General features: G+C 38.8%; 10 protein-coding genes. 2 read left to right on the top strand and 8 right to left on the bottom strand.

The genetic code is table 11. The features are described 5' to 3' along the window. Positions 1-1,440, top strand: a complete 1,440-nt coding sequence (locus IGL23_RS12165) for a helix-turn-helix domain-containing protein (RefSeq protein ID WP_002372883.1) — start codon at positions 1-3, stop codon at positions 1,438-1,440. Positions 1,441-1,445: 5 nt separating this feature from the next. Here IGL23_RS12165 and IGL23_RS12170 read toward each other — a convergent pair whose 3' ends face one another. The 8 genes from IGL23_RS12170 to gst form a co-directional block, all read right to left on the bottom strand. Further along, positions 1,446-3,998 carry a cation-transporting P-type ATPase gene (locus IGL23_RS12170; protein ID WP_002365312.1) on the bottom strand — a complete coding sequence of 851 codons (2,553 nt, stop codon included), beginning with the start codon at positions 3,996-3,998 and terminating at the stop codon, positions 1,446-1,448. A 149-nt stretch (positions 3,999-4,147) separates the two neighbouring features. Continuing rightward, positions 4,148-5,410: a serine/threonine transporter SstT gene (sstT, locus tag IGL23_RS12175; RefSeq protein ID WP_033594898.1), complete on the bottom strand. Its 1,263-nt coding sequence runs from the start codon at positions 5,408-5,410 to the stop codon at positions 4,148-4,150. A 128-nt stretch (positions 5,411-5,538) separates the two neighbouring features. Further along, complete coding sequence (locus IGL23_RS12180) at positions 5,539-5,922, bottom strand: potassium channel family protein (protein WP_002367385.1); 384 nt, start codon at positions 5,920-5,922, stop codon at positions 5,539-5,541. Positions 5,923-6,024: 102 nt separating this feature from the next. After that, on the bottom strand, positions 6,025-6,765 hold the full coding sequence (gene truA, locus IGL23_RS12185) for a tRNA pseudouridine(38-40) synthase TruA (protein ID WP_002355033.1): 741 nt from the start codon (positions 6,763-6,765) through the stop codon (positions 6,025-6,027). 243 nt (positions 6,766-7,008) lie between these two features. Continuing rightward, positions 7,009-8,790, bottom strand: coding sequence for a hypothetical protein (locus tag IGL23_RS12190; RefSeq protein ID WP_002378931.1), 1,782 nt, complete (start codon positions 8,788-8,790; stop codon positions 7,009-7,011). Between the two features lie 151 nt (positions 8,791-8,941). Continuing rightward, positions 8,942-9,868: an anti-sigma factor gene (locus IGL23_RS12195; protein WP_002359103.1), complete on the bottom strand. Its 927-nt coding sequence runs from the start codon at positions 9,866-9,868 to the stop codon at positions 8,942-8,944. A 2-nt stretch (positions 9,869-9,870) separates the two neighbouring features. Next, on the bottom strand, positions 9,871-10,335 hold the full coding sequence (locus IGL23_RS12200; protein WP_002383292.1) for an RNA polymerase sigma factor: 465 nt from the start codon (positions 10,333-10,335) through the stop codon (positions 9,871-9,873). 139 nt (positions 10,336-10,474) lie between these two features. Further along, positions 10,475-10,984 (bottom strand): DinB family glutathione transferase, encoded by a 510-nt coding sequence (gene gst, locus IGL23_RS12205; protein ID WP_002409189.1) that lies wholly within the window; start codon positions 10,982-10,984, stop codon positions 10,475-10,477. 332 nt (positions 10,985-11,316) lie between these two features. On the opposite strand from gst, the gene IGL23_RS12210 reads away from it, so the two are divergent. Then, on the top strand, positions 11,317-12,720 hold the full coding sequence (locus tag IGL23_RS12210; RefSeq protein WP_002407860.1) for a dicarboxylate/amino acid:cation symporter: 1,404 nt from the start codon (positions 11,317-11,319) through the stop codon (positions 12,718-12,720).

The raw sequence follows: 12,720 nt of genomic DNA on the forward strand, positions 1-12,720 counted from the left end.
ATGTTAAAACGTGTGATAACGGAAAAAGATTTGCTTCGGCAAATTCGTTTGTTGGAACAGTTGTTAAATGTTCCTCAGCTGACAGCCAAGCGTTTAGCCGCGCAAATCCAAACGACAGAGCGAACCGTTTTTTCGGATTTACAGTATATTCGCAGTCAATTACCCGCCGACTGGTCCATTGAAACCGATAGCAGTGGTATTCGGTTACGCAATCAGGGGAATGCGCAAACCAATGAGCTTTGGTCATTATTTTTACCTCAATCCATTAGTATTCAACTATTAAAAGAGCTACTATTTACGAAAGAGTTAGTGACAACTTCTTTTTTGAGCACTAGTGGTGTTTCTTATGAAACTTTGAAGCGACATATCAAAAAAATGAATCAGGCCTTACGTGATTTTCATTTAACGATTCAACTAACCACGACGACCATTCAGCTAATCGGGGCAGAAAGCAATATTCGGATTTTTTATCATCGCTTGTTGGTGCCTTTTACTCATAATAATTATTTTTTTGACGATTATTCTATTCATGAGGAGCATTATTTTCAATTTTTGAAACAAGTTTACAGTAGTGAGTTGACGGTAGAAACGGAAGAAATTTTTGGCGCTTGTTGGTTTTTTATTAACACGATTCGCAATAAAGCCAATTGCCGAGTGAGTCAATTTTCTTTTGATTCAAAAGATGTCTTGTTTCAACTTTATCAACCGTCCTTGGCAAAACTTTATGCTTCTGAAGGCATCTATTTGCAAGGGGAAGAAAGTTTTTTCGCCTTCTTTTGTTTCTTAGAAAGTTGGAATTATGATAATGTCTATGGCGAAACGTTGGCTTCTGCGCTCCACACTCATTACAGTCAGCTGCGAAAGTCGTTACAACAGTTTGTCACTAATTTGTCCACTGAAGAAGCCCGGCCTGATTTAATCCAAACAAATTTATTGGATAATCTGTTATTGTTATTCATTAAATATACCGAGTCCCCAACACTTTCTGAGCAATTTCAATTGGAATATCAAGAATTAATGACCGAACAAGCCGCAGAGGACCTTGCGTTATCAAAGAGCAACCAAGAACTTTTGGAGATTTTATCTCGCTACACCACGATTGAAGAACCGACTTATTTTCTTAGTTTGGCTTCTTTGTTAGAAAAACAAGCCAGTTATTCCATTCAGGCGCAAACGATGACTGCCTATTTCCTCTTTCAAGGGGAACCTGCTTGGAAAGCTTTTTTGCAACAAGAATTAGCTGCTTATTTAGGTACTCGTGTGAAATTACAAGCTATTGAATATGTGGAACTAAGCCAGTTGACGTTAAATGAAGCCGACATAATCATTTCCAATTTTCCCTTGGATCATCTTGATCTTCCTGTCTTTTATCTCTCTTTAATTCCAACAAAAAATGAACTCCGCCGACTAGCAGAGCTCACTCTTCATTCTTATTTTTAAAGGAACTAGCGAGGACATTCGCTAGTTTTTTGGCTTTCTTTCGTCATGAATCGTTTGGTTATATATTTTTCCCCTTCAACAAGGAAAAACAGACTCACAACATGGACGAAAATCATTGCTAATTGAAGGCCATTTAAAGAAGTTGTGCCAATTAATTGCTGCGCTACTGGCCAGTAAACTACTAGCGCTTGTAGTAAAAAGAGGATTCCTAATGAAGCAAACAACACTTTATTTTGGAAAAAGCCTGTGCTTAACGACGGATCAACCAACTTACGACAGTTGATCATATACGCTGCTTGCGCTAAGACGATACTTTGTAAGAGGAACGTTTGCTGTAAGGCTTGGCCCTCAAATTGTAACGCCATGAGGTAACCTGGCACCATAATGAGTACCGACACATAGACGATTCTAAAAATACTGTACTTTGTTAAAATGCCTTCGTTGACATCTCTTGGTGGTCGTTTCATGGTATCAGCACTCGCTTTTTCAAAACCTAATGCATAAGACAAAGTAATCGTAGTTACCATGTTTACCCATAATATCTGGACAGGTGTCAACGGTAGAGGATGATTCATTAAAAGCGCCCAGACAACAATTAAACCTTGTGCTAAAGAGGTTGGCAAGAAGAAGGTAATCGTCTTTTTCAAGTTATCAAAAATGCGGCGTCCTTCTTTCACGGCTTTAGCAATCGTATGGAAATTATCATCTGCCAAAACCATATCTGCGGCTTGTTTGGTTACTTCACTTCCTTTAATTCCCATGGCAATTCCGACATCGGCTTTCTTTAGTGCTGGCGCATCGTTCACGCCATCGCCGGTCATTCCGACAATTTCGCCATTGTTTTGTAACGCCGTGACAATTCGTAATTTATGTTCTGGTGTCGTTCGTGCAAATACATCGACTTTTTGAACGTTCTGGGCTAATTCTTCATCTGACATAGCATCAATTTCTAATCCTTCAAGGACTTTTTTCGTATGCTTTAAACCAACTTGCTCGCCAATGGCTTGCGCTGTATCTTTATGGTCTCCGGTAATCATTTTGACGGAAATACCTGCTTCTTGAGATTCTTTGACGGCTTGAATAGCACTTTCTTTTGGCGGATCGATGATGCCTGCCAGTCCAGCAAACGTCAATCCTGACAATGTTTCATGTGTCAGTTCCTGTTGTGACGTAACTGTCTTATAAGCGAAACCTAATACCCGTTGTCCTTTTTGCGCTAATTGCGCAGCTTGTGCTTGCCAAGCACCTTTTTGATTATCAGATAACGTAGAAAGTTGTAACAATACTTCTGGCGCACCTTTGACATAAATAATTGAACCTTCTGCTTGCGGATGGCGAGTGGCCATGTATTTGTAACTTGAACTAAACGGAATTTTCTTTTCTACAGGGCGTAAAGACAGTTGATCCTGATCAACATATTGTAGTAAAGCTAACTCGGTAGGATTCCCTTGTAAGTCGGCGATTTTTTGTTGGTCTTGTAATTTCAATTCTTGACAGTTGGCCATAATCTCTTTGACAATGGTCATTTCTTCAGTCACTACATCCATTACCGTCATTTCATTTTTAGTTAGCGTTCCTGTCTTGTCTGAACAGATAACTGTCATTGAGCCTAATGTTTCAACGGAAGGCATGCCTTTAATAATCGCATTTTCTCTAGCCATCTCATGAACACCCATCGATAAAATCATCGTTAACACAGCAGGTAAGCCTTCTGGAATCATTGCTACAATTAATGCAATCATCGCAGAAAATAAGAGGCTCCATTCCATGCCATGACGAAAAGTGGTAAAGAAAATCAGAAACACGATCAAGACCATAATCCCTTGGAAAATTTGCTTGTTTAATTGGTGCATTTTCCGTACGAGCGGCGTTGTTTTTTGATCTACTGACTGCAACGCGTGATTAATTTTTCCAACTTCAGTGGCATCTCCTGTTTCTACTACAACACCTAAGGCCGAACCTGCTTGGACAAGTGTTCCTGAAAAAGCCAAATTCTTTTGATCGCCTGTTGGCAATTCTTCATTCAAGGAACCGGTAATTTTCTCCACGGCTTCTGATTCGCCTGTCAAAATTGATTCTTCAATCATCAGATTATGAACATCAAATAAGCGCAAATCTGCTGGGACTACATCGCCAGCTTGTAACGTGACTACATCTCCCAGAACCAATGTTTCAGAAGAAACGGTTGTTTTTTGTCCATCAATTAGAACGACTGCCTCTTGGCCCATCATCTGTTTCAGGCCGTCTAATGATTCTTCTGCTTTACGCTCTTGCCAATAACCGACAAAGCCATTGACAAGTACCACTAGAAAAATGATACTTCCTTCGACCACTTCGCCTGTGGCAAATTTTAGAATTGCGGCAGCGAGTAAGACCACCATTAGTAAATCTGTAAAATGTTTGGCTAGCTTTTGCCACGTTTTCAGTTGTTGTTTTTCTTCAATTTTATTTGGACCATTCGTTTGTAAACGTTGCTGACGTTCTTCGCTAGAAAGACCCGTTTGCTTCGTCTTAGTCTGCTCGATTACTTTTGTTGAGGAAAGTTGATACCATTTCATTTCGTGTACCTCCTATTTACTTGATACCTTTATTATAGAGAGGATTTTCTTCACAAAATGGTCGATAATTTCAGTGGCCCCTGAAAAAAATGGGGCCGAGATTATTAAAGAAAAGAACAACCCACATTTTAGCGGGTTGTTCCTTTCTTTTAAATATTTTCTTGTTCGACCACCAATTGACTTTTGCCAATTAACGCTTTGACATCAATGATTTCACCATTTTTACGTCGGTCTGCTAACTCAACTGAGGTGGTAAACAACAAGTCACTAGAAGAGTTCAACGCTGTTTCAATGGAATCTTGGACTACGCCGACGATAAAGCCAACGCCGACGACTTGCATGGCAATGTCATTGGAAATGCCAAACAAACTACATGCAAGCGGAATTAACAACAAGGAACCACCAGCAATTCCTGAAGCCCCACAAGCAGAAACAGCGGCGATGATACTCAACAATAATGCTAAATAGATTGGCACGGACATGCCTAATGTGTGGACTGCCGCCAATGTCATAATGGTAATCGTAATGGCTGCGCCGCCCATATTAATCGTTGCGCCTAGCGGAATAGAGACCGCATAAGATTCTTCATTTAAATCCATTGCTTTCGCCAATTCCATATTAATGGGAATATTGGCCGCAGAACTGCGTGTAAAGAATGCGGGAATCGCACTTTCCTTTAATACAAAAAAGACTAACGGATACGGATTTTGCCGAATATTCCAAAAAACAATCGCTGGATAAACGACTAAAGCAACCACGGCCATCGTACCAATTAACAATAATAATAACTGACCATACTTGGCTAACCCTGCAATGCCTGTGGTTGCCACCGAATGAAACACCAAACCTAGAATTCCAATTGGCGCAATGCCGATAATCATTTGAACGACCGTGGTAATCCCTGTTGAAAGATTGGCAATCACATCCTTGGTAGCGACCGAACTTTGACGTAACCCAATACCGATTAATGAGGACCAAAATAAAACAGATAAATAATTGCCTTCAATCATCGCTTGAATCGGATTTTGGACAACGCTTGTTAACACATTACTTAAAACATCACTAAGTTGCGTTGGGGCTGCTTGCGCTTCCTGCGCCGCCTCCAAGACAATCTTAACGGGAAACAGATAGCTTGCCGTCACGGCAACAACAGCTGCCAAAAATGTCGCTAACAGATACACAACTAAAATTGATCCAACATATGTTTTCGCCCCAGCCTTTTGTTGGGCTAGCGACGCAATAATTAAGACAAAAACTAAAATCGGCGCAATTGCTTTTAAGGCGCCCACAAACAATTCACCAAGAACGTTGATGAAGGTCCATTCCGGCACCAAGAAACCCAAGGTGGTTCCAATCACAATCCCTATCATGATTTTTTGAATTAACGATAATTTCCGAATCGCTTTGACCATTCACTTCACGCTCCTTTAAAATAAAATACAGTTTGGGACATACTACCATAATTATTAAGATAAAAAAAGAGTGTTTCTCAAAAAACTTTCATTTTTCGAGAAACACTTGGTCAACTCATCAATTTCGTCTATTTTTCTGAAGACTTTTCCGCTGAATGTTCTTTGTTTTTATGGTGATGATGGTGATGACTTTGTTTAGAATACAAGTAGGATTTTGCTACGACCGAAATAAACATAGCCATAATCCCCAAGCCTACTGTAGCATAAATCATGGTGAAAATTTTTCCCAAGTCAGTAACTGGATGCACATCTCCATAACCAATCGTGGTTAACGTCATGAAACTTAAATATAACGAATCTAATGGCGACAATTTTTCCACTGTTGAATAAAAAATAGTCCCACTCAACAACGTGGTTGCCAGTAAAAAGAACAAGGCACGAGTGTCTTCTTTTTTTAAGATACCTAAAAAAGATGAAAATAATTTTTTGACAGAAATAAGTAAAGATAGCAAAAAAATGACCTCTTTCTATTGTTAATCTCTTCTTAACGTTAGCACTTTTTAGATGAAGTTCAACTTTTTAATTGGTGTGGTTAAAGAAAATTTATTTTTTTGTTATTTATAATACACTTCATCTAAAAACAACCCTTGTGCAGGAGCCGTTTCACCTGCGCCTTCTCGGACTTTTGTTGCGAACAATTCATCAATTATCGCTAATTCTTTGGTGCCTGCACCAATTTCTAAAAGTGTCCCAACGAGGATGCGGACCATTTTATGCAAGAAACCATTGCCCACAAAAGTGAACTGTAACATTTCGCCGTTTCTTTCAATCGTAATCTTTTCAATCGTTCGAGTAGTCGATTTTTTGGTTTTTTTCAATGCTGAAAAGCCAATAAAATCATGGGTCCCTATTAATTTTTGGCAAGCTTGTTCCATTTTTTCTTGATCCAACGCTTTGGGAAAGTGAAAACTATGATACCGTTCAAAGGCATTAGGAATTGGGCTATTCCAAACATAGTAGCTGTATTGTTTGCCTGTGGCGTTATACCGTGCATGAAAACGTTCAGGCATTTCTGTAACTTCTTTAACAACAATATCGCCAGGTAAATATCGATTTAAAAAGGATAACATTTCGGTTGTTGTTAGTGAACTAGTCGTTTTAAAATTCGCTACTTGACCACGTGCATGTGTGCCGGCATCCGTTCTGCCTGAGCCAATAATTTCAATCGGTTCACCCGTCATTTGTGTTAAAATACTTTCAATTTTCCCTTGAATCGTTTTCTCTGAATTACCTAGTCGTTGCCAACCTGAGTATCTTTTACCATCATATTCAATGGTTAATTTTATGTTGCGCATGGGCGAAGCTCCTTCGTATTCTTTTTCTCTATTATCATAGCAGAAATAAGTGGATTTTTCTTCTTTTCCAAGAGAGCCTGGGACAAAAATCACTTTGGATTTTTGTTCCAGGCTTAAAAATTGATAAACGGCGGGAACAAAAGCAACTCCTTCGGAAATAAGCCGAAATTCTCCAAAAATTAAAGAACAATTTTCGGAAATTCCTTCTTATTTCTCGGAGTTAAACACTTCTGTCCCGACCTCTTAGTTTAATCCTGCAATTTTCAATTCTTCAACATTCGCTGCTTTAGCATTTTCAGTCACTACGGCTTTAAATGTCACTTGGTCGCCCTCTTTTAAGAATAGCGCCAGCGGACTGTTATTAGTCGTTACGCTAAAAATGGTTTTTTCATCTTCTAGTAAAAATGAAACTACCGTTTGCGCTTCCCCAGCTACTACTGAGACACGAGCTACTTTACCTTGCATCGTTTTCAAGTTGGCTTTGTCTGTATTTTCATTGTTGCTTCCTTTTGTTACTAACTCAATTCGATAAGCGTCTAATGCACCTTGTGCCGTGTCTGCATCAATCACAATATCATTATCTACGGCGTTTATATAGACATATTTTTTGAAAATCCCTTTACTGTCCATTAACGAAACAATCCACGTTGGCACGCCATCAATATTATAAAGGACTGGCATACTAGCTTTCCATTTCTTTTCTGGATAAATTTTTGAAGCGATAGAAATGGCGCCATCACTATCCATAATGCCGACTTTAGTATCACGATAATACGTAACTTGGCCTGTTCGGGCATTGATTAAGGAATAACCTAAAGCGGAATCTTGGTCTTTTTCACTACTTGTAAAGTCCGTAAAATAAAGCAACTGGTTCCCTTCCTTGTTCATCATCGGCGTAATTTGTCCTGATGCATAAATACCATTTTCAGTTGGAATTTTGACATCTTTTTTGGCACCAAACATTGTCTGGTTCCACCAGCCTTGACTGTAACGACCAAAGAATTCATTTAAGCTATTCGCCGCTGAGCTAGTAATCGGCGCATCAACGAAACTTGGGGCTTTTTGACTGTCATAAACGTTAACTTCTCCTGTTGTAGCATTTAATACCGCCGTTTTAAATTCATTATAGTGCATGCGACCAGAAACCCCATACTCTTTGTAAAGCGTTTGAATATAGTAAGGATTCCCTTGGTCGTCCAGCTCTAAATTGATTGTGCCAGTTGCTGCATAACCTGGATAAGCGGAATAAATTTTTCGTGCGGCATCTTTGCCAAAGTAAGCTGAAGGAGTATAAACAATTGGTTTTTCTACAAATTCTGGCTGTGCGTTGATATCTGTCGCACTAATGATGAAATAGCCAGGTACTTCCCCCAGTTTTAGCCATTTAAAGAAGCCATTAAATTCGACTGTTGCTACATAAACATACTCGCCATTGACAACTTGTGCCGTTATACCATCCAAAGTAAACATATTGGAATTGGGAATGACAGAAAATTTCTGTAACATTTTTCGTTTCGCCGTTTGTGGTGCAATCGCAATGGGTGTTTCTTTCGCCGAAGTTAAAACTTCAGCTTTTTCTTCCGTTTTTAAAGGAATCGTTTGATAAATTTCATCAATAGAAGAGATTCTGGTAATACTACTGACAATAGTCAACAAAATCATTGCCAAAACGGCAACACCCAAAATTTTGCCAGACCAGTCTTTGTTAGCCGTTTTGTTGGTATTCTTCCCTACTTCTTTGCGGCCCTTTTGGATACCAGGAACTTCGACTTTACTAGCTAAGCGTGTACTTAATAACACCCCACTAGCAATCACTGCGCCAATCAGATTAATCCATAACACGGTTGAAAGATTTTTACTTGGCAAAGTCACAAATAAAAAGATACCTAACAAGAGCAATTCCATCACCATTAATAGAATGGTCCCCTTACTCTTTTTCCCTTTATTCGCTACAATTTTGGCGCCATTCGCAACTAAGATCCCGATACCAAAAAATAACGTTAACCCAATAAAATTAAAAAACATTCACTTGCCCTCCTCATAGATAAGTAAAAAAAGTGCTCCCACGCATTGTAGAAGCACTTCCTGTGATCCATTCTATTATAACGTTTTCTATTTTTACTGACAATATCGTTGAAGCAAAATCAGTCGGAAGGCTTAGAGTTTGGAAGAATGTTTATTTCTCTGGCTGAATATAAGGAACGATAGGTGCGGTCACGCCAATTGAAGCCCCACGAACAAAAGGTTCATTTTGTAAGGCTTTGAAATTTTTGGTTTGTCCGGTGAGCATGACTCCCCAAATAGGTAATTTTTCGACTTTTTTATTTTTATTTTGTTGGATAAACTTTTGGCCTTCTTGATTATCAGCAAACAACGGGGATTTTTCTAAGGTTTCAAAAAAGTGTTGCTTGTCGTTTTCAGGATCAAATATTTCGTTTTGATCGTCCATGCTTAATTGAAAACCATAAGGCAGAGTACCAGAAGGACCCTCTTTTTCATTAACCGTTTCGGAGTAAACATAGAGCCAAACTAAGTTGACATTGCTCGGTAACATTTTGCGGACTTCTTCATATGGATAAGGTTTATCAAAAGAAATCGCCACTTCCGCTACTTGGTTTTCCATTTTATCTAATTCACTTAATTCGTTTTTGATACCACCATAGTAATTGGTAATCGCTGGGTTATAAAAAGATGCTACTTTCTGCTTGGTTTGTCGGTTGTATTCATAAAAATTCTTAGAAGAATAATAGCTACCAGGATAGACTTCATTCCAGTCAATCGAATTTCTGAAAAAGCTATATCTGCTACGTAAATTACTCCACTCCACCGTGTAACCATCAATATTTTTTGAACGATTAGTTACAACTTCGCCCCCAAAAGGCGAACTATTAGCAATCACTTGGGAATCTAATTGAGTGTTTGGTGAAGCAATCATTTCTTGATCATTAATTACTTCTAGTAGGGTATGATAGTTTTTCGTCGAAAGTTTATCCATTCCCACAAAAAAACCGACAAACAATACGGCAAAACTAACAACGGTTATGGCACCAATCACGATAAATTGTTTTCTTTTCGCTTTACGAATACTTTTTTTTAAATCCACTTCTATTCCTCCAGTTCTTTTTTTAATTTTTGACGTGTGCGATACAATTTTTTGCGAACATTTTCAACAGATAATTCTAAAATCAACGCAATCTCGGCATACGATAATTGATAATAATATTTCAAAAGCAATAGTTCTTGTTCCTCATCTTTTAAGGAATCAATCAATAATAATAACTCTTGCCCTTCCATTTTTTCTATTGATTGCACAGGATGGCTGTTTGCCACAAAAGTGCGTTCTCGTTTCTTTTTTCGATACATCGTAATGTAGTAATTAAATGTTACTCGGAAAAACCACGGGCGTAGATTTTCTGATGTAATTTCAGGTAATATTGAAAAAATCGTTGTATACGTTTGCGACACTGCATCTTGTGCATCTTCAAGACTTGCTCCTCGGCGAATCAAGACTTGGATGACTTCTTGCCCCAAAGAAAATAGTACTTCGTCAAAATTTGCCTCCTTTTTCATCTGATTTCTCCTTTCACTTATACAACGTTTCAACTAGGGAAAAAGTGGACAGTCCTTCGTTCATTATTTTTATGTATTTTTTCTCTCAATAAAAAATACTCCTGCTTAGGCAGAAGCATTTTTTGTTTTTTCTTATTTATCATTTTCCAATGACTAATCTTCGTGTATAAACGGCTTGCCCAGAATGCATCACTGCATCATCAATCGCTGAAACTAAACGCACTTGTCTAGTCACCGGCGGGGTCCAATTTTTATCAATCACGTCTGACAATTGTTCTTCTTTGACTTGGTCTAAATAGCTTTTGGTAAGTGCCACACTGGCAGCCAAATAGTCACTAAGCAATTGCTTTTCTGCCACCACGACTTTCGCCGCTTCTTCTGGTGTGTGATGCCAGTCTTCTGTTTCATCTGGCAAATCCAAGGCAAATTTTTCTGTCCAGTGTTGGCTAAGCCATAACGGCTCACTATGATTAAGTGCGGAAATTTGTAGGTCTAATTCTCTGGCTGTGTGCCACATTAGCCAAGTAACAGACTTAATTAATGGTGCGGGCATCGTGTTTGCTTCGGCAACGGTCATTTGCGCAAGTGTTTCTTCAAAACGTTCGTGCGCTCGGTCAAGGGTTTCACTAGAAAGTTGAGTGACTTTCATAAAAATACCTCCTTTGTGTTGGTGCCTGTTCTTTCGTTTCTATTTTCTATTATACTGCAAAAGAATCCGTTGTAGTTCTTTTTTGGCTGCGGTATCTGCGGAAAGGGTAAAGATCACTTTCTTTCTTCAAAAATAACACCCCCCTAAGTAAAAAAGAATTGACAATTCTCGTAGTTTCCCTTAGTATGTGGAAAAGTACCTTTAAGATAGTCCGAGAGGCTAACAAGGCAAAGTTCTGTAAAATTCTGTATTTTTGTATAGTGAATGATACGAGATGTCTTGCCCTTTTTTTGTGTGCAAGGCTTTTTTTGCGCGGTGCTTAATCAATTTATTTGGGAGGCAACAAAGTGGAAAAGAAAAAACGTGAAGTGAAAGGTATCTCATTTACCAAAAAAATGGTGATTTCATTGGTGGGAGGTTTAATCGTTGGGCTCGGCTTTTTATTTTTAAGAGAGCACCTTATTCGCAGCAATCAAGGCGCTGTGTGGCAGACAATCAATCAGATTCTTTTCCAAGATATTTCAGATCCTGAAAAAGGACAATCTGCGATTGGGCTTTTCTATATTATTGGTCAACTATTTATCAACGGCCTACAATTAGTGATTGTGCCGATGGTCTTTACTTCAATTACTTTAGCCATTTGTCATATTACCGATACGCAAAAATTAGGACGAATTTCTTATAAAACAATTTTTGGCTTTTTATCGATGTCACTGATTGCTCTATTAACGGCAGGAATTGTGGGCTATAGCGTATATTTAACTGGCGCTTTTAATGTGTCGTTATCTGAAACGCTAGCTCCTGTCGAAGTAAGTACAAGCGGCAACCCATTAATGGTGATAGTCAATGCTGTCACGAAAAATATCGGTTCTGCATTTAGCGACAATGGTGCGATTTTAGCTGTTGTTGTGTTGGCAGTGATTACTGGTTTATGTATTAATGCATTAGGGGATAAAATTCGTGTTTTCAAAAAATTAATTGAAGAAGTCAATGCGATGGTCACGTTATTTTTAACCTTTGTAATTACTAAATTTGCTCCTATCGCCGTCTTTATGTTGTTAGTTCGGACGTTTGCTTCTTACGGGATTGATTATTTAAAACCAGCGTTAGTCTACGTCGTAACAACGACAGCGACGCTCTTAGCCTTTTTGATGATCGGTTACCCATTATTTATCTTATTTGCGACAAAATTAAATCCTGTTCCTTTTATTAAAAAGATTATGAAAGTTGTGGTCTTTGGATTTTCTACTTCTTCTTCGGCAGCCACTTTACCGTTAAATACAAAAACAACGGTTGAAGAGTTAGGTGTCGACAGCGATGTTGCCGCCTTTGTCTTGCCGTTAGGAATGACTATTAATATGAACGGCACAGCGATTATGCAAGTAATTGCGGCTATTTTTGTGGCGGGCGTAGCTGGTTATGAAGTGACACCAGCTAATATTGCCTTGATTGCCATTTTAGCTTTAATGTCATCCATTGGTACACCGGCGGCACCTGGCGCTGGCGGGATTATCCTTTTCACTATTTTAACTGGTTTAAACTATAACAATGAGATTGCGATTGCGACGTATTCATTGATTTTAGCTATTAATCGTCCAATCGAAATGCTCGTTACTAGCCTAAACGTGGTTGGTGATAGCGCCACTGCGATTTATGTCGCACATTCGGAAGATTTGTTGGATGAAACCACTTATCTGACTGATGTCGCTGACTTGCAAAATGCGGAAGCGGAGTAA

The sequence above is a fragment of the Enterococcus sp. MSG3299 genome (assembly GCF_050555765.1).
Taxonomy (GTDB): Bacteria; Bacillota; Bacilli; order Lactobacillales; family Enterococcaceae; genus Enterococcus; species Enterococcus faecalis.